The organism is Alicyclobacillus fodiniaquatilis (assembly GCF_042678105.1).
Classification (GTDB): domain Bacteria; phylum Bacillota; class Bacilli; order Alicyclobacillales; family Alicyclobacillaceae; genus Alicyclobacillus; species Alicyclobacillus fodiniaquatilis.
The window spans coordinates 1-18,504 of the sequence record NZ_JBHUCX010000044.1 but is presented as its reverse complement, the minus strand read 5'-3'; the positions used below and the strand labels follow the sequence as shown (position 1 = coordinate 18,504).

Below are 18,504 nucleotides of genomic sequence, written 5' to 3'. Positions count from 1 at the left end.
AAGGCGTGTATCTGTACATCGTTGAAAACTTGAAAACATCGCCCGCGTTCCTGGCGGATTCCACAAGGAAGCGGGCGATGTTTTTTTCCAAACGCCGCAAGGGCTGTGGCGTGGCGTCCCTTTATCATGGAGGGCTGATAGAGTGTACATCCTCGTTTTACATACTGTGTCCTGCGTTGCCTTTAATGGCTCGCAGCGCGTTGCCAAGCTTGTTGCACATTTTTGAGTCCTTGTGCCGCACTTTCCCGTCCGAGCCAAACCGGTGCCATCAGTTGCGTAAACGGATCGCCAAAATCCGATGAATTGCTGATGACGTTGGTCGGATCTGGGAAGTCGTTGTTCACACCGCCCATAAAGACGTTGGAGAATGTCTTTTCATCCATGGCAAAACCAGAAATCTTGCTGATGCCTTCTGACCACTGTTTAAAATAATTCTGGTTTACATTTGGTGGATCCACTTTCGCAGCATTGACCAACAGATTGGCGCCTTCACCTTGTGTGGCGAAGAGCATCAGCTTAAAAGCGATGTCTGGGTTGGCGCTTTTGCTGGACAGGTAGAACGCATTGTCTTCCCGCTGTGCCGTGTCTGCCCCACCAGGCCCGTAAGGCATTGGCGCGATGCCCCACTGAAATTTGGGTTGGACCACAGCGGCTTGGCGCCACACCCAGCCAGCCACTTCGGCGATGGCGATATGGCCGGACCAAAAGGCGTTGCCGCTCGCCGACATGGCGTTGATGGTCCCGGGTGACGGCGTTACTTTATACTTCGTGGTCAAATCGGCCAGCCATTGCATCGAATTGACCATCCCTGGCGATGTGGCATAAGTCTGAGTGATGGTGCTGCCGGTATATGCCGGTGACTGTGTAGGCCCGCCTTGATTGTTCAGGGGATCTGCGCCCCAAAGCCAAGACAATGAACCCAGGGATCCCGCATATAGGTTGGCGCCCCAATCGGATGTCTTCGGGCTGCTGGTCTTATGTGTCAGCTTTTCCGCGTCGTTCAACAAGGCTGTCGTTGTCCAGGACTTGTCGCCCCAACTGGTCGGCGGCAATGGGACATCGTATTTTTCGAATAAGGTTTTGTTATATGCGATAAACGTTGGATTGCTCAACCAAGGAATCCCGTACAATTGTCCATTTTCACTGTATTCCTTCTGATAAGTTGCGGGAATATAGTTCGGACTCACCTTATCCTGTTTAAAATACGGATTTAGATTTGCCGCCAAATGCTGTGAAATGATGGTGTATATGCCGGTATTGCCCCAATCGGTGAAAATGTCCGGTGTTTGACCCGCAGCGGCCATGGTCAACAGTTTCTGATTGTAGGCTGTGCTGCCCGGCGTGATCACCTTCACCTGGACATTGGGATATTTTTTGTGGAACGCTTTTGCCACCTGATTGGCGTAAGCGTCGATTTCCGGATCCTCCGGAAGCAACCAGGTGATGGTTTTGGGTGTATTCGCATTGGAAGTCGATTGACTCGGCGCGCATGCGGTGACCAGCAAAAATGATAAGGCGATGCTGCTCCGATAAATCCATTTGTTCATTTTCTATTCTCCACCTTTATCCGCATGTGTTTTGCAAACGCTGAAATGACCTGTAAAAAAACAAAGAGACCCTCACTTCATCCCAAGTGCTGTTGGGGTGAAGCAAAGGGTCTCCGGTGGTCCGGTCGACCAAAATGCATAAAACGGTGAATCTGTGTTGCCATCTTGGCCTATTTTCGGTCAAATCTGCGTTGCTTTGCGCGCTTGCAGCTTTTGTCTAACCAGTGGGATCACGCGCTCGCCCGTATTTTTGGCCTCTTCGAGATGTGGGTAGCCAGACAGGATAAAGGACGAAATCCCAATGTCCACAAACTCAATCAGTCTGTCCGACACTTCGTCCGGTGTGCCGACAAACATCAAGGCGCCACCGCCGCGGATGGCCGACAGCCCCGCCCAGAGGTTGGGGCCGACCAAGCCTTCCGTCGATTCGGAGAGATCGCGCAGTTGATTTTGGCGTCGCTGATTCGTCGCGTCCGTTTTGTTGTGTCTTGATTTGGCGAGATCGTACAGTTTGGGATCTACCTTGCTGATGATCCGCCGGGCGGCAGCCCACGCTTCTTCTGCAGTGTCTCGCACCAAAATTTGCGCTCGTATACCGTAGCGAATGGACCTTTCCACCTGTGTTTCATCTTTCAATGCCTGGCGGAGTTGCTCCATCTCCTCAATTTGCCCTTGAATCCAATCCAAAGGTTCTGCCCACATCAGGTAGACATCGGCCATCTGTGAGGCGACGCGTTTGCCAGCTGGGGAACTGCCGCCAAAATACAGCGGCGGATGTGGTTGTTGAACCGGCGGTGGGTAACTGGCTGCGGCTTCTACTTCGTAATATTTCCCCTTGAACTTCACGCGTTCGCCTGTAAAGTAATCTTTGCCCGACTGCACGGATTGTTCCCATACACTTTTCACAACTTGGAGGAATTCCAATGTCCGATCATATCTGGCATCGTGATCGGCATGAAGCGGATCTCCGGTTGCCACTAAATCAGCGGGGTTATCTCCTGTGACCACATTGATGAGGGCGCGGCCGTTGGAGATGTAATCTAACGCCCCGGCCATGCGCGCGGCCAGAATGGGTGAAATCAGACCTGGACGCATGGCGACCAGTGGTTTAAACGTTTTGGTTCGGGCGACAATGGCGGAGCCAAGTATCCAGGCGTCCGTGCACGTGCTCCCAGTGGGAATGAGCGCAAAAGTAAACCCTGATGCTTCTGCTGTCTGCGCAACTTGTGTCAAGTAGTCAAGCGTTGACTCCCGTTCCGGTGTGACACCAATAAATTCCCCATCTCCCGACGTGGGGAGAAACCAACCAAATTCTACGTCATCAACTTGTATGTTCGCCATGCGAATTCCTCCTATGTGAAAGTGCAGCCGTTATTCAAATGCTGCTGGATGTCTGCGGCGCAACTCGGGAATGGCCCAAGCGCGATCCGTCGCTTCTAAATACTTCACGTAATTCTTCAGATGTTCAGGCTGTGCGTGATGCGGGCCGCCCTCGTGAATCACGGTCCACAGCGGATCGACATCAAATTCCATCGAACTCATCATCTCGTCGTGCCATTCATTGAGATAGTAGACAGCGTCTTTGCAGATGCCGCGCTCCGTTTGGGCGAGATTGGTCTGTTCATATGGGTCCTCTCGCAGATTGAACAGCATCTCTTTGTCAAACAGATGAAATCCATCGTGATATGTGCGCGTATACAGCCAATCGCCGAAACGAACGCTCCGCTGGCAGACATGCGCGCATTGGGAGACGACGAGATATTCCCGCCCAGCCGTAGCGCCTTCTGTCAATACGGGAGCGTAGCTTGCGCCGTCCCAACTGCTCGGCGCCGCTTTTTCAAATAGATCTGCAAATGTCGGGCCGAGGTCCAGATGGTAGTGCAAACCGTCATCGACATGCCCCTGTTTGATGCCAGGTCCGCGAATGATCATTGGGATTCTGCAGGTGGCTTGGTCGGCGACGCCGTGCTCGCCGTAAATGCCCCATTCACCCATGCTTTCGCCGTGATCCGCCGTGATGATAATCATCACATCGTCCATCACGCCTGCTGCGCGAAGTGATGCGAAGATTTGGCCAACGTGGTCATCTGTGTAGCGAACGCCGCAGTCATAGCCGTCCATCATGCGGCGCAACCCATCCATGTCTGTGATTTCACCGGGATGGCGGGGAAATGCAGGGTTCGTCTGATTGTTGTACATGTTGATCTCGCGCGCCCCGTGGGGACCGACCAATTGTTGATGCTGTGCCAACACCTCCTCTGTGATCCACTCCGGAAGCGGCTCTTGCGCAAACGGATTGCCAAAATCCGCTGGCACGCGATAGGGCGTATGTGGATCCCAATAGTTCACATAGAGCAGCCAATCGTCTGTCTGGGCATTTTGTTCGACCCACTTGAGCACGGTCGGGGTCACTTCTTCTGCAGATTCCATACCCTTTTTACCGGTGTTGTAGATTTCGTTAAAACCGGCATAAAACGTCCAAGAAGAGTGGCGTTCCGCAAATGGGCTAACCAGGACCGTTTTCAGCCCGACCGAGCGCAAAAACGCAGGGAGGCTCTCGCTCGCCAGCCGGTCTTGAAAACTGCGGCTCTTGCCTTCATGCCGCACGTCGCCTGCTGTGCCGCCATGGCCGACAACGCCGTTGTGAATCCCGAATTGTCCGGTCATGAGTGCCGTCCGTGAAGGGAAGCAGGGCGCATCGGATGTGTAGTAATTTGTAAAACGCACGCCTTGCGCCGCAATGGCATCGATATTGGGCGATGTGTTTCGTGTGTAGCCATAGCACCCTAGGTGATCTGGGCGCAGGGAATCAAGATCTAAAACCAGTACTCTCATCGTGTTTACACCTCTCGAATGATTTTTAGTTTGCTTAAAATTCAGCCAAGCCAGAGAATGGCATAGTTCTAGGTTACCATTTATCTTTTGTGATAGGCTGACAAACCATATAGGCGCATGCACTGAGTCACTTGGCCGTTAACGTGATGCCGCGCAGAATATACTTTTGCGCGATGAAAAAGATGAGAATCGGAACCAGCGCCACGACGCCGGATACCGCCATGAGTTGATTCCAAGGCGTGCAATCACAACTGCTGGTAAAGGCGGCAAGCCCCAGGGACAGCGTATATTTCGTGTTTGAATTGATGTAAATCAACGGACCCAAAAAATCATTCCAGGCCGCTTCAAAGTGAAAGATAAACGCTGTGGCGACGGCTGGTTTGGCAAGCGGCATGGCCATTCGCCAATACAATCCGAAATAGCCACTGCCGTCGATGCGCGCAGCTTCGAATATCTCATTGGGAATGCCTGCAAAGAACTGCCGAAAGAGAAAGATGAGAAACGGCAGCCCCAGCCATGCGGGCACAATCAATGGAAAATAGGTGTTGATCCAATGCAACTGTTTGAACAAGAGATACTGCGGAATCATGATGACTGAATAAGGGATCATCAAACCGCTTAAGACGCAGTAGAACAAGAAATTTTTCCCTTTTGCGCGTAAACGGGCGAAGGCAAACCCAACGAGTGAAGATGAAATGACACCACCTACAGAAGAAATGACGGCAATGAATAGCGTATTGCCGAAATAGCGACTGAACGGCAACGCCTTGAATCCATCCAAGTATCCAATCCATGTCCACGGGTGTGGAAACAAGGATGGCGGGAACGCTAAGATCTGGCTGTTTTGCTGAAAGGAGGCCGAAAACATCCAAAAAGCCGGAAAGATGATGACAATTGCCCCGAGAATGAGGATGATAAATCCTGCCCACTGCCGGACATTGAGGCGACGAACCATTTGTTTTCCCTCCCTACGCATCCATCCCGCCATAGTAAACCCAGCGAGCGGAAGTTTTGAAAATCAAGCCCGTCAACGCGAGCAACACAGCGAACAAAATCCAAGCCTGGGCAGAGGCAAGTCCCATCTTGAAGGACTGAAAAGCGTTCTCGTAAATGGACAAAGAATATAGATAGGTTGCGTAGTTCGGCCCACCGCCATCGGTCATCATGTAGGGTTGGACGAACGTTTGGAACGCGCCTATCAACCCCATGATCAAATTTAAGAGAAGCTGCGGTGTGAGCATCGGCACGGTGATGGCAAACATTTTGCGCAGTGACGACGCGCCGTCTATCTCGCAGGCCTCGTAGAGTTCCTCGGGAATGGACTGCAACCCTGCCAGAAAGATGATCATGGTTGAGCCGACACTCCAAGCGCTCATGATGATCAAGGCGGTGAGCGCCCACTTTGGATCCGCAAGCCACTGGGGGCCGTTTTTGCCGGTCACGAACTTGATGACCGTATCCGCGATGCCGTACTGTGGCAAGAAAAGGAATGTCCACAACATCGCGCTGGCGGCGACGGGCAACACCGTGGGCAAGTAGTAAATGGTGCGCAAAATTCGCATACCAGGTATCCGCAAATTCAGCAAGAGCGCCGTCACAAATCCGAGGACCAACTGCAGGACGACGGTGCAGGCCGAATAGATGATGGTCACCTGAATGGAGTGCCAGAACAGCGGATCGTGAAACAAACTGGTATAGTTTGAGAATCCCACCCATTTTGGGGGCGAGAGCACGCTATAGTCAGTCAGGCTGTAGTAGGCAGATGCGATCATAGGGTAGATGGTCAGCGCCAAAAAACTGATGAGCCACGGTGAGATGAAGATGTAGAACCAGCGGCGCTCAGCGCGCAGTAAACGCGAGCTTTTTGGTGATTTGACCGACGTGACCAGCCGATTTTGTGGTTTGGGATGTCCCATTTCTTCATACACACCCTTATCGCCATGATGGATACTTCTTGTGAATGGTCATTGCTCGTTCTTTTTCCATGCAGCCTGCACGGCTTGCAACCCTGTCAGTGCGCTTTCCTTACCGATCCACACAGGGCTCATCAGTTGCGTAAATTGATTTTCATAGTCTGCCGCATCGTTGATCAGATTTGCCGGGTCAGGGAAATCGTCCTGAATGCCGCCTTCAAACACGGAGGTAAACTGGCTCTTCGTCATGGACAGTCCAGGGATTTTGAACACCTCATTGGTCCACTGATCCAAATATTTCGTCCCTGTATGCGGGGGATTATCTTTGGCCAAGTCAATTAACTTTTCCGCGCCTGTGCCTGTGGTCGCATACACCATGAGCTGAAAAGCTGTGTCAGGATGCGCGCTGGTCTGAGACAGGTAAAATGCATTGTCCTCCCTTTGTCCGGTATCTACGCCGCCAGGGCCGTAGGGCATCGGCGCAATGGCCCACTGAAAATTCGGTTTGGCCACGGCTGCTTGCCGTTCCAACCAACCACCAGCCACTTCGGATATCCCGATTTTTCCCGAGAAAAATGGATTGCCTAGACTTGACATGGCGTTTAGTTGACCTTGGGAGGGCGATACATGCCACAGGTTTGTCAGATTCGCCAGCCAGGTCATCGATTGCACAACGCCATTGTTTGTCGCATACGTATTCTGGATTTGACCCCCTGCATAGGCCGATGATTTTTCCGGACCACCTTGGTTGTTGAGGGCATCCGCTCCCCAAAGCCAGCTTAATGAACCGAGTGAACCTGCGGAAAGCGATGCGCCCCATGTCGCTGTTTTGGCATTGCTGGTGTCGTGGGTGAGCAGTTTCGCATCTTGCAGTAACTTGGTTGTCGTCCATGATTTATCATTCCAATTGGTCGGTGGCAAAGGTACGTGATACTTTTCAAATAGATCTTTGTTGTAGACCAAAAAAGTTGGGTTGCTGTTCCACGGGATCCCAATCAGTTGTTTGTTATAGGTGAATTCCTGCAAATAGGTTTGCGGCAAGTAAGCATCGGATTCTTTGTCCGCTTTGAAATATGGGGTCAGATTGGCAACCAAATGATGGGATACCAATGTGTAAACACCTGTATTGCCCCAATCTGTAAATACATCGGGTGTTTGGCCGGCCGCGACCAAGGTCAGTAATTTTTGACCATAGTCTGTGCTGCCTGGTGTGATGATTTTGACCTGCACCTGTTTGTGCGACTGTTCAAATGACTTAGCGATTGCCGCTGCCCATTTGTCGATGAGCGGATCCTCAGGCAGCATCCAGGTGATCACCTGTGTCTGGGTGGTTTTGGCTCCAGATGTGCCGCAGCCTGCCACTAGAAAGACACCGGACAGAAGAGCGCCTGAGACAAGGGCTGTTTTTTTGAACACAGTGCTCGCAGAATCACTTCTCATTTTCCACGCTTCTTTTACAAGTCGACGCTTCATGGTTCCACTCCTAGTTTGAAAATCAAGTTTGTCTTTGTGTGCCATGCGCGATGCCTCAATTGGCGGATATCTAATACCAGTGGGATGTCTGCCAATTTTCCGCTGGGCAAAAACAAAAAAGGAGACCTCCATTCTACGCAGACTACATCTGCGAACGAATGAGAAGTCTCCGGTTGTCCGGTCGACTGGAAATATACTCCTTATGTCATCATGGCAAGGCGAGCTTTCAATAGGTCTAAAATAAATTGGAATACTAAGATTTGATTCGCATTTTAATATGGAATCTACGACGTGTCAACTAGAGAATATGTGAAAAAAGCCCCTAGTCATTCAAACGGATGGATTTTCACATGTCCCCTGCAACGTTGCTCACACTTCAAAATACAAGTGATGGTGTAAACTGCAACCTGGATTAAACTGCGCGCCGCAGTTTGGGCAAATTGCTTGACTTTGTAAATATTGCTCAATGGTCAGTTCACTTTTGCATGCACCACATAAGATGGCTTTTTCTTTCCACCGTGCTCTGGGCCACACTTCGGCTTTGTGATCCGCCGTTTCCGCATGGCACTGAAAACATGGGTAATACGTTTGGCAGCAGGGGAACTTGATGGCGATGATATCCAGTGCAGATCTGTAGTGCTGGCATCCCGTGTTTGCATCAACTTCAACGCCATTCACTTCAAATCCATTGATTTTCATGAGATTCACTTCCTCTATTTCTGCAGCGTGGCGGCAATTTGGTTGTTATTCTACATATCTGCTTCCCGCTCTTGTTGTGCGTCTATCTTTTTCATTATAGGACAAAGCCCGTTCCTTTCCCTGCTTTTCCTCGTATGGTGAAGCAGAAGGGGGCGAATACATTCATGACGTTGCGAGGTAAACGTGTATGTCTAACTGGCGCCGGTGGGTTTATTGGCAGTCATGTCTTGGAACAACTGTTGGCGATGGGTGCCGATGTGTCGGCATTTATTCACTATAACGCATTGAATACGCGCGGACATATCGATTATTTACCCAAGCATGTGCAAAAGGAAATTCATTTCATCTACGGTGATTTGCGCGATGCGCATACGGTTCAAGCTGCGATTCAGGGCACTGACATCGTCTTGCACCTAGGCGCGTTGATTGCCATTCCATATTCTTATTTGAGCCCCACAGATGTGTTTCAAACCAATGTCCTTGGCACGCTCAATGTCGCTCAAGCTGCGTTGAAGGCTGGCGTGGAGCGGCTTGTTCATACGTCCACCAGTGAAACGTATGGCACAGCGCGCTACGTGCCGATGGACGAAGCGCATCCACTCCAGGGGCAGTCTCCGTATGCAGCCAGCAAAATTGGCGCGGACAAACTGGTCGAGAGCTTTTATCACGCTTATGACCTACCTGTCATCACCATTCGCCCGTTTAACGCATATGGCCCGCGGCAATCCATGCGAGCAGTCATTCCCACCATCATCAATCAGGCGCTTTACGGTGATGAGATTCGGCTCGGCAATTTGACACCGACACGGGATTTCACGTTCGTGGAGGACACCGCGCGCGCGTTTATTTGCGCGGCACAGTCGAAAAAAGGCATCGGCGACGTGTTTAATGCAGGGTCAGGGTATGAAATTTCGATTGGAGAGATTGCAAAACAGATTCGGGACATGGTCGGCCGGGAGGTCTCTTTGCCGATATCCAGCACAGATGCGCGCACGCGACCGGTAAACAGCGAAGTCAACCGACTGTTTTCTGACAGCGCAAAAGCGGCGCAAGTGTTAGCTTGGCAACCGCTTGTTTCATTGGAGGATGGTCTGGCAAAGACGATTGAGTGGATGAGACAGCATCGGTCGCTGTATCGCTTTGACGAGTACATCGTATGAGGAGGGATGACATGGATGCGGTCATTATGACTGGTGGCAAAGGCACTCGCTTGGCGCCTTATACACAAGTATTGCCAAAAGGCCTGATGCCGATTGGTGGAACACCCTTATTGGCGCACATCGTGCGGCAACTGCATCACTACGGGTTCACTTCGATCACGATGGCGTGCGGCTACTTGTCCAATTTGATTCAGGCCTACTTTATGGATGGATCAGATTGGGGGGTAGATATCCGCTACGTGACAGAAGCGAAGCCACTAGGAACAGTGGGCGCACTGAAACAAGTCGAAGGGCTGGATGATGGTTTTTTGGTTATCAACTGTGACGTGTTGACTTCACTCAATCTGCAGGAATTCGCTGAATTTCATCGGCAGCGCGGCAGTGTGCTGACCATTGCTTCACAGCAGAAAAGCATCAAGTCTTCGCTCGGTGTCCTGCACATCGATGGCGAAGAGGTGGTGGGATTCGAGGAGAAACCCAGTCATTCGGTACATGTCAGTATGGGCATTTACATGATGAGCACAAAGGTCATGGAGATGATTCCTGACAACCAATTTTTCGATGTGCCGGATTTGATTGCGGCGCTGCTTCGTGCGCGGCATCCGGTGCGCCATTTTGAAAATGACGCTTATTGGCTCGATGTCGGCACACCCAATGATTACTTCACAGCCTGTGAGCAGTATGAAGAGATGGCACCGCTTCTCCATCCAGGTGAAGCGTATGGACAGTGAACAAAAAGTGATTTTAGTCACCGGCGTCACCGGTTTTGTCGGTCAACAGATGGTGCAGCATTTGACGCAATTTTCATACGAGGTGGTGGGTGTGGCGCGTGCTGCAGCAGCACGGTTGCCTGCTGCGTTAAAGCGGAACTTGACTGAGTATATCTCCTGTGATTTCACGAATCAGGCGGCAGTGGATGCGTTGATTCGCGAAATCAGGCCGACCTATGTGCTTCATCTTGCAGGGCAGGCAAATGCGGCCAAGGCGTGGCAGGCACCCCTTGTCACTTGCGAAAGCAATGCCGCAGGGACGCTCAATCTGCTCGAAGCCATTCGCAAATACAGCTCGGCAACAAAGCGCATTGTCTCTGTGGGGTCAAGTCACGAATACACGCTGGTATCCAGTCCGCCAGCGTTGGTGGAAACCATGCCGACAGTGCCCGCAAGCCCATATGGCTGGAGCAAATTGCTCCAAACCACCATCTGCCAGATGTATGCAAAGTCGTTTGCTCTGCCAGTCATCGTCGCACGTACATTCAATCTGATTGGCCCTGGCGCGCGACAAGGGGTCTTTGGGCAACTCATCAATGATGTGGTGAAGTTGGAGAAAAATCATGCGCTCAAAAATGAAATTCAAATCGGCAACACCCAGATAGAGCGGGACTTTCTCGATGTTCGGGATGCTGTACGCGCTTTTTTGCTGCTTGCCATATCTGAACAACCTGCATCAGGGCAGGTATACAACGTCTGCAGCGGTCAGTCGCAATCGATTCAAACGCTGCTTGACTGCTTGCAACAAGCATCAAAACGCTCATTTCACACAGCGGTTAACGAGGTGTTTATTCGTCCGAACGAGCCGCAGACCATCGTCGGTGACCCAGGCCAATTGCAACAGGCCACTGGTTGGCAGCGGCAAATCAACTTGACAAGTTCCGTTTTAGACGCACTTCAATTTGCACGGTGCTTGAAATAGATAACCCGGATTGGCGCAACAAGCAAAGGAGGGCATATTTGTGCGCGTGATGACAATTGTGGGGACGAGGCCCGAATTGATTCGTTTGTCACTCATCATTGAGCAACTGGATCAACTGGCGTCACGTCACATTTTGGTGCACACAGGGCAAAATTTTGATCCGCGGCTGAAAGATGTCTTTTTTGATGAACTCGGTATCCGTCAGCCGGATCATGCGCTGCAGCACCAAGCAACCTCATTTGGCCAACAGATAGGGGCGATGTTCGGACAGGTGGAGCAGTTGATTCAGGCCGAACAACCTGATGCGATTCTCGTCTTGGGCGATACCAACAGTGCGTTGTGCGCGATTTTGGCTGCCCGGATGCATATCAAGGTCTACCACATGGAAGCCGGGAATCGTTGTTACGACTTGTCTGTGCCGGAGGAGACGAATCGGAAAATCATTGATGCCGTCTCCCATTTCAATTTGCCGTACACGCCTGGCAGTCGGGAGAATCTTTTGCGTGAAGGGATGCCGCCAGCGCGGATATGGGTGTCTGGCAATCCGATTTACGAGGTGCTCCAGCATTATCAAAGTCAAATCGCTGCCAGCCAAATTCACGACAAGCTGGGGATTGAAAAGAATCAGTATTTTCTCGTGACCGCGCACCGCGCGGAGAATGTGGATAACAAGGAGCGATTGAATGCCATCTCTGCTGCCTTGCAAAAAATTGCAGAGACATGGAATTTGCCGGTTGTCGTGAGTGTGCATCCTCGTACCAAAGCGCGATTGCAGCAGTTTGGCATCAAAGAAGCAAAGAATGTCCGGTTGATTGAGCCATTTGGCTTCTTTGATTTCGTCAAGCTACAACAGCATGCGCGCTGCGTTCTGACCGATAGCGGCACGGTGCAGGAGGAAAGCTGCATCTTTCACGTTCCGGCCGTGACCATACGCCAAAGCACAGAGCGGCCAGAGACGATTCTGTGCGGCAGCAACGTGCTGTCAGGGCTGACAAGCGCCCACATCGTCCAATCGACCGCACTTGCCCTGCAGGCAAAACGGGATTGGCCGCTGCCAGAGGGCTATGAAGACCCGCTGGTTTCTAGCAAAATCACAAAATTTATATTGGGAGGGCTCACATATGTTTGAGCAGCAGACATGCTTGATTACCGGTGGCACAGGGTCATGGGGCCATGAGTTGACGCGCAAGCTACTCAATTTGAGCCAGCCGCCCAAGGAAATTCGCATTTTCTCACGTAATGAGTACGCCCAAGTGCAGATGCAACGTGCGTTTCCCGCCGACGCGCCGCTTTCTTTTGTCATCGGGGACGTGCGCGACGGCAATGCGTTGATGGAAGCCTGTAAAGGTGTGGACTATGTCTTCCATCTAGCAGCGTTAAAACATGTGCCGATTTGTGAAAAGCAACCATTGGAAGCATTGAAGACCAACGTGACCGGCACCAAAAACGTGATTCAAGCGAGTATTGCCAACAAGGTCAAGAAAGTGATCGACGTATCGACTGATAAAGCGGTGGATCCCATCAACTTTTACGGCATGACCAAAGCGATCGGCGAGAAGCTGATTTTACATGCGAATCACGATAGCGAGTTCACCAAATTTGTCTGTATCCGCGGCGGCAATGTGTTGGGAACCAACGGCAGTGTCGTGCCGTTGTTCAAGCAGCAAATCCAGACGACAGGGCGACTGCAGTTGACGGACAGACGGATGACTCGCTTTTTCTTGACCGTTTCAGAAGCGATTGATTTGCTGCTGACTGCAGCAGAGGTCGCCCTGGGCGGCGAGACCTTCGTCATGAAGATGAAATCGTGCAAGATTGAGGACTTGGCGAATGTGATGGCCAAACAGCTCAGTCAGAAAAGGGTGCCGATTACGGAAATCGGCGTGCGGCCTGGCGAGAAATTGCATGAGGTGTTGGTCTCCCGCCAAGAGGCGCTGCACACTTACGTCTATAGTGACCAGTACTATGTCATTCTGCCGACACATGGATTTGAAGATTTGCAGGAAGTGTACCGCCATTACCAACCGGCGACATTTGTCGAGTACGACTCGAATGCTGGGCTGCTCAAAAAGCCAGCGATTGAAGCCATGCTGCGAACAGGTGGTTTTCTCTCATGAAGGTGCTGGTGCTCGGCGGCGAAGGCATGGCAGGACACGTCATCGTGGATTATGTGTGTGAAACGCGCGAGCATGTGGACCTCGTCTACACCGTTCGCGGTCAACCGCGTGACAGCCGGGCGCGGACGTTGAACGGGATCGACAAAACAGCTGTTTACGATTGCCTCCGCGCTTGTCAACCGGACGTCATCATCAATGCGGTGGGCATGCTAAATGATCATGCGGCACAACAACTGACCGATGCGATTTACGTCAACAGTCTGTTGCCGCACTGGTTGGCTGATTATGGCGATATGCATGGCGCGCGTGTCATTCATATCAGCACAGATTGCGTGTTTTCGGGAAACGAAGGCCACTACAGCGAAACGGCAGTGAAGGATGGGACAAGCGCCTATGCCAAGACTAAAAGCCTTGGCGAATTTGTCCGCCAAAACCACTTGGTGATTCGCACTTCGATTGTGGGGCCGGAGCTTAAGCGCAACGGCATTGGGTTATTCCATTGGCTGATGCGGCAAACCGGGACCATACAGGGGTTCCGACGCGTATTTTGGAACGGTGTGACGACTTTGACGTTGGCGCGGATCATTGAACAGGAATTGCAAAGCGACTTAAGTGGTCTCGTGCATCTGACAGGCACATCAGCGGTTTCCAAGTATGATCTCCTTTGCGTGATGGCCTCCGTGTTTGAAAAAGACGATGTGGCCATTCAACCGACGGATGAGGTCTTCTCTGATAAAACGCTTGTCAACACACGCGCGGATTTTGCGCCAGTCGTGCAGGATTATCCAGCGATGTTTCAAGACCTGCGGCAATGGATGAGACAGCATCAGGCGCGCTATCAGGCATTGTACCGCTTTTGAACAGTGATGGGATGTCGTGTTAGCGACATGCGAGTCTATGGTTTGTTCCAAGATGATATGCTCCCCTCACAGTAGACAGTTGTTATGAATGAAAAAACTGCTACTGAAAGGGGAGCATACGATTTGAAACAGTCCCTCTTTTCCGATGCGACAGGCGTTGCAACGTCCTAGATACCGTCACTGACACATGTCTGCCCAAACATTCTCCATGATTTACATTATTCCGTTGTATTGAACTGGATTGTGCCGCTTTTGGTCAAGTGCCAAAAGGCAATCACCGAGGGCTGTTTCGGAATAAATGTGCAGATAGCCAAGAGAATCCAAGGCGTTATTCAGACACAGTCCTAGGCGAATTTACGAACCGAGACATTTTGCAAATGGCAGTTACTTCAGCCAACTGTTGACCAGTGATTGATTCTGTTGCAACCACTTGTTTGCACCCTGCTGTTTGTCGCTTGCTGCATTGACATCTTCTTCAAGCGCGCTCAATTGTGTCGCATTCAATTTGAAGTTTTGCAGCCATTTCGTCACTTGCGGGTTTGCGTTTGCCCAATTACCATTCGCTTCAATATGAATGGAATCGTCGGACGCAAGGATTTTATCCGGATCTTTGATGTACTTGAGGTGATACTTCGTAAACGCCCAGTGTGGCGTCCACATCACAACAGCCACTGGTTTGTGCTGTTGGTATGCGCGTTCCAACGATGTGAGCATGGCCGTGGTACTGCTGCTCTGCAGGTGCATATTGGTGACCCCATAGTCTTGCAACCACTTTTGCGCCGCTGTCATCTCCTCTGACCCCGCTTCAATCCCAACGACCGTATTGCCGAATTCACTCGCGTACTTCTGCAAATCCTGCGGTGTGTTCACATTCTTCATATACTGGGGAACCGCGATGCCCTGACTGGAAGAGCCAGTGTACCAAACGCCTAAATCTTTCAGCTTGGCTTTATATTTGTTGACGAAAATACTATCACTGGGTATCCATGTGTCCATGAAGAAATCCAGATTATTCGGGTTTGACAATCCGAGAAATAAAGGTCCGGGATCCAATTCTTTGAGCGAGACGTGATAACCTTTGTTTTCGAGGATTTGCTTCCAAAGGTAAGTGATTGCGACATCTTCTGTCCAACCGAGCCAGCCGATGGTGATGTTTTTTGAAGCCTTGGCGCCCCCTGTAGCATTGCTGGTGTTCTGGCTGTTTGACGCCCCGCATCCAGTGATTGCTGCGCCTGCAAGCGCAACGGATGAAACGGCCAGCGCCAGTTTTTTTACACTCAAATAACCATCTCCTTTAGATAATGTGCCTCTTAAGGATAACGAAGAATCTGATTTAATACAAATTTGCGACGCTTATATGGCGGGATCGTTCGATCCGCCCTCGGCTCATTTTTGGAGCAACTTTTCAGCCAAAGGTGTGTAATTCGATGCGCTTCCACGTAAAATTGAGGTAGACCACCATGCTTGATGTGTCTGCGCCGAGAAACGCGATTTCAATGGAGGATGTGGGAGTTTGCCTGACTCAGATATGTCAAAATACGAGAAGAAGATTTTGGTTCGCAATCTTCGCATGGAAGACATCGATGAATTGATGGAACTCTGGAAACGATGCTTTCCGAACATGCAACCCTGGAAGCGATCCCAATTGGAGAGCCATATTAATATTTTTCCAGAAGGGCAGTTCTGTGTTGAGTTCGAAGATAAAATCGTCGGATCTTGTTCCAGCCTGATTGTGAACTTTGATGAGTATGATGACCAACATACGTGGGACGTCATTACCGATAATGGCTACATCACGAACCATGATCCCGACGGGTTTAATCTCTATGGCATCGAAGTCATGGTGGATCCCGAATACAGGCGCATGAAAATTGGCCACCGCCTCTATGAGGCCCGCAAGGAATTGGCGCGACGGCTCAATTTGCGCAGCATCATCATCGGCGGCCGCATCCCGAATTACCACAAGTATCGTTCGGAGATGACACCGCGCGCCTATGTGGATGAGGTCGAAAAACACAATATCTATGATCCAGTGTTGTCCTTTCAACTGCTGGAGGGCTTTACAATCAAGCGGGTAAACGCCCGTTATTTGCCTGACGATGCGGCGTCTGCCTCCTTTGCGACGTTGATGGAATGGAATAACATCGACTACCGTCCCAAATCCCGTCGTGTGTACCGAGCTGCTTTTCCCGTTCGCATATGTACGGTGCAATACATGATGAAAAAAATTGACTCATTTGCCGAATTTGCGCGACAGGTAGAGTACTATGTAGATGTCGCCGCCGACTTTGGCTCGGATTTTGCGCTTTTTCCCGAGATTTTTACGACGCAGCTCATGTCTTTCCTCGAGGAGAAGCGGCCAGATGAAGCCGTTCGCCGTTTGGCGACCTACACGGAGCAGTACATAGAGCTATTTACGGAGTTGGCCGTGCGCTACAATGTCAATATCGTCGGCGGATCGCACTTTGTCGAGGAGCAGGGGGACATCTTTAATGTGGCCTACCTGTTTCGGCGCGATGGGACGATTGAAAAACAGTATAAAATTCACGCCACGCCCAATGAACGCAAATGGTGGGGCATTGCGGAAGGCAACGAGGTCCACGTATTTGACACGGACTGCGGCAAAATTGCCATTCAAATTTGCTACGACATCGAGTTCCCCGAATTGGCGCGCATTGCCGTGGATCAAGGCGCAAATATCATCTTCACTCCGTTTTGCACCGAAGACAGGCAAGGCTACTTGCGCGTGCGTTATTGCGCACAGGCTCGCGCCATTGAAAATCAGGTTTACACGGTCATCGCCGGGACGGTTGGCAACTTGACACACGTGGAGAATATGGATATCCAATATGCCCAATCAGGAATTTTTGCGCCATCCGACTTTGCCTTCGCGCGTGACGGCATCGTGGGCGAGTGTGATGCGAACGTGGAAACGGTCGTGGTGGGGGATGTGGACTTGGAAATTTTGCGCAGATCGCGCAATTCCGGCTCTGTGCGCCAACTGCGCGACCGACGACGCGATTTGTATGAAGTGAAGCTGAAAAATCTCAAATTGGAATAAAATATCATGTAAGATGATGGAGCAAAGGAGCGGATTTACGATGTTGATCACCACGACAGAAGCGGTAGCTGGCCATCAGGTGGATAGAGTGCTTGGACAGGTCTTTGGCGTCACTGTGCGCAGCCGCGGGTTTGGGGGCAATCTCACGGCGGCGTTTCGCAGTCTCGCCGGAGGGGAAATTCACGAGTACACGGAGATGCTGGAAGATGCGCGCAAGGCAGCGATTGACAGAATGGTCGCGAATGCGCAGGCGATGGGGGCAAATGCCGTTATCATGATGCGCTTTGACTCCAGCGAGCTCGGTCAGTCGATGTCGGAAGTGGTGGCGTACGGCACTGCGGTCGTGATTCACAAGGCGAATGCGTGATGCACTGGCTTTACTTCGTGGTTGAAATCTGCGTAGTGATGGTGGCAGTCGGGACGACCTTGTTTGTACGACAAAGGCGGCGTCAACGCATGCATGACACTGACAGCCCACCGCCTGGGTTTGTGCTGACGGATGAAGTGAATATTGACCCCACGACAGGCATTCGCCAGCGCGTTTGGTACAATCCAGCCACAGGGGAACGCGTATACGTGCGGGAGCGGTGAATACGCCAGTCGCTAAAGCTACGGGTTTACGGCGCATCCGATAAGCAATCAAATGAGGCTGGGATGCGCCTTCATTCACCCTAAAAACGCCGACCTAATCAGTAGGATTTTCAGGCATGCGCGCTAAAATCGCCTGCATCGTGAACGAAACACACGAAATCGTCGGCGAGCTGACTTCCTGTGTTTCGGGGTATACGTTGTGCAGGCGAAATTGCTGATTGTCCAAAAGGTATTGTTCCAACAGGCGGTTGGCTGCATCGACAATCCAGTATTCCCCGACGCCGTAGTGTGCATAGAGTTCCATCTTTTTCCCTCTGTCCCGTTTGGCTGTGGTTGGGGACAGGATCTCGACAACCAAATCGGGCGGGCCTTCAATGCCTCGTTGTGTAATGATTTGTGTGCGATTTCGGTGAACTGATATGAACGAGGCCGTCAACCGCCACTCGTTTTTCTCTTGTCAAGAGACCATGGAGTTAAATGCCTGGCCCGAAGGCAAGGTTCGTCGACGGTTGGCAGTCTGATATACGCGGGTTGGATACCGCAGGTCTTACCTCCG

The 18,504-nt window shown here is 51.2% G+C and carries 18 protein-coding genes; 9 read left to right on the top strand and 9 right to left on the bottom strand.

The window, feature by feature from the left end:
• Positions 1 to 182: 182 nt before the first annotated feature.
• From ACFSB2_RS15570 to ACFSB2_RS15540, 7 genes are all read right to left on the bottom strand, one after another.
• Entirely contained in the window at positions 183 to 1,547 is a 1,365-nt protein-coding gene (locus ACFSB2_RS15570) for an ABC transporter substrate-binding protein (RefSeq protein ID WP_377944014.1), read from the bottom strand.
• 180 nt (positions 1,548 to 1,727) lie between these two features.
• On the bottom strand, positions 1,728 to 2,888 hold the full coding sequence (locus ACFSB2_RS15565) for an LLM class flavin-dependent oxidoreductase (protein WP_377944013.1): 1,161 nt from the start codon (positions 2,886 to 2,888) through the stop codon (positions 1,728 to 1,730).
• A 30-nt stretch (positions 2,889 to 2,918) separates the two neighbouring features.
• A complete protein-coding gene (locus tag ACFSB2_RS15560) occupies positions 2,919 to 4,382 on the bottom strand; it encodes a sulfatase family protein (protein ID WP_377944012.1) in 1,464 nt (487 codons plus the stop codon).
• 127 nt (positions 4,383 to 4,509) lie between these two features.
• On the bottom strand, positions 4,510 to 5,337 hold the full coding sequence (locus ACFSB2_RS15555) for a carbohydrate ABC transporter permease (RefSeq protein WP_377944011.1): 828 nt from the start codon (positions 5,335 to 5,337) through the stop codon (positions 4,510 to 4,512).
• Between the two features lie 13 nt (positions 5,338 to 5,350).
• The gene (locus ACFSB2_RS15550) at positions 5,351 to 6,298 is read right to left on the bottom strand and encodes a carbohydrate ABC transporter permease (protein WP_377944010.1); all 948 of its coding nucleotides are present in this window, start codon (positions 6,296 to 6,298) and stop codon (positions 5,351 to 5,353) included.
• 48 nt (positions 6,299 to 6,346) lie between these two features.
• Positions 6,347 to 7,768: an ABC transporter substrate-binding protein gene (locus ACFSB2_RS15545; protein ID WP_377944009.1), complete on the bottom strand. Its 1,422-nt coding sequence runs from the start codon at positions 7,766 to 7,768 to the stop codon at positions 6,347 to 6,349.
• Positions 7,769 to 8,137: 369 nt separating this feature from the next.
• On the bottom strand, positions 8,138 to 8,467 hold the full coding sequence (locus ACFSB2_RS15540; protein WP_377944008.1) for a CHY zinc finger protein: 330 nt from the start codon (positions 8,465 to 8,467) through the stop codon (positions 8,138 to 8,140).
• Positions 8,468 to 8,631: 164 nt separating this feature from the next.
• Here ACFSB2_RS15540 and ACFSB2_RS15535 point away from each other — a divergent pair, with 164 nt between their 5' ends.
• The 6 genes from ACFSB2_RS15535 to ACFSB2_RS15510 are packed head-to-tail and all read left to right on the top strand — an operon-like array spanning position 8,632 to position 14,296.
• Positions 8,632 to 9,627: an SDR family NAD(P)-dependent oxidoreductase gene (locus ACFSB2_RS15535; protein WP_377944007.1), complete on the top strand. Its 996-nt coding sequence runs from the start codon at positions 8,632 to 8,634 to the stop codon at positions 9,625 to 9,627.
• Positions 9,628 to 9,638: 11 nt separating this feature from the next.
• Positions 9,639 to 10,358: a sugar phosphate nucleotidyltransferase gene (locus ACFSB2_RS15530; RefSeq protein WP_377944006.1), complete on the top strand. Its 720-nt coding sequence runs from the start codon at positions 9,639 to 9,641 to the stop codon at positions 10,356 to 10,358.
• A complete protein-coding gene (locus ACFSB2_RS15525; protein WP_377944005.1) occupies positions 10,348 to 11,319 on the top strand; it encodes a GDP-mannose 4,6-dehydratase in 972 nt (323 codons plus the stop codon). The genes ACFSB2_RS15530 and ACFSB2_RS15525 overlap by 11 nt, the downstream gene beginning before the upstream one ends.
• A 40-nt stretch (positions 11,320 to 11,359) precedes the next feature.
• Positions 11,360 to 12,448: a non-hydrolyzing UDP-N-acetylglucosamine 2-epimerase gene (gene wecB, locus ACFSB2_RS15520; RefSeq protein ID WP_377944004.1), complete on the top strand. Its 1,089-nt coding sequence runs from the start codon at positions 11,360 to 11,362 to the stop codon at positions 12,446 to 12,448.
• Positions 12,441 to 13,436 carry a polysaccharide biosynthesis protein gene (locus tag ACFSB2_RS15515; protein WP_377944003.1) on the top strand — a complete coding sequence of 332 codons (996 nt, stop codon included), beginning with the start codon at positions 12,441 to 12,443 and terminating at the stop codon, positions 13,434 to 13,436. The genes wecB and ACFSB2_RS15515 overlap by 8 nt, the downstream gene beginning before the upstream one ends.
• Positions 13,433 to 14,296 (top strand): dTDP-4-dehydrorhamnose reductase family protein, encoded by an 864-nt coding sequence (locus tag ACFSB2_RS15510; RefSeq protein ID WP_377944002.1) that lies wholly within the window; start codon positions 13,433 to 13,435, stop codon positions 14,294 to 14,296. The genes ACFSB2_RS15515 and ACFSB2_RS15510 overlap by 4 nt, the downstream gene beginning before the upstream one ends.
• Before the next feature lie 384 nt (positions 14,297 to 14,680).
• On the opposite strand, the gene ACFSB2_RS15505 is transcribed toward ACFSB2_RS15510, so the two are convergent.
• Positions 14,681 to 15,577 (bottom strand): glycine betaine ABC transporter substrate-binding protein, encoded by an 897-nt coding sequence (locus ACFSB2_RS15505; RefSeq protein ID WP_377944000.1) that lies wholly within the window; start codon positions 15,575 to 15,577, stop codon positions 14,681 to 14,683.
• Positions 15,578 to 15,824: 247 nt separating this feature from the next.
• Between ACFSB2_RS15505 and ACFSB2_RS15500 the strand changes: the two genes are divergently transcribed.
• From ACFSB2_RS15500 to ACFSB2_RS15490, 3 genes are read left to right on the top strand one after another with little or no spacing between them, the layout of a single operon-like run.
• A complete protein-coding gene (locus ACFSB2_RS15500; RefSeq protein ID WP_377944167.1) occupies positions 15,825 to 17,357 on the top strand; it encodes a GNAT family N-acetyltransferase in 1,533 nt (510 codons plus the stop codon).
• 40 nt (positions 17,358 to 17,397) lie between these two features.
• The gene (locus tag ACFSB2_RS15495; protein WP_377943999.1) at positions 17,398 to 17,724 is read left to right on the top strand and encodes a YbjQ family protein; all 327 of its coding nucleotides are present in this window, start codon (positions 17,398 to 17,400) and stop codon (positions 17,722 to 17,724) included.
• Positions 17,724 to 17,948, top strand: a complete 225-nt coding sequence (locus ACFSB2_RS15490; RefSeq protein WP_377943998.1) for a hypothetical protein — start codon at positions 17,724 to 17,726, stop codon at positions 17,946 to 17,948. Before ACFSB2_RS15495 ends, ACFSB2_RS15490 begins: the two co-directional genes overlap by 1 nt.
• 94 nt (positions 17,949 to 18,042) lie before the next feature.
• Here the strand turns inward: ACFSB2_RS15490 and ACFSB2_RS15485 are convergent, their stop codons facing one another.
• Positions 18,043 to 18,384 carry a Uma2 family endonuclease gene (locus ACFSB2_RS15485; RefSeq protein WP_377943997.1) on the bottom strand — a complete coding sequence of 114 codons (342 nt, stop codon included), beginning with the start codon at positions 18,382 to 18,384 and terminating at the stop codon, positions 18,043 to 18,045.
• Between the last annotated feature and the right edge of the window lie 120 nt (positions 18,385 to 18,504).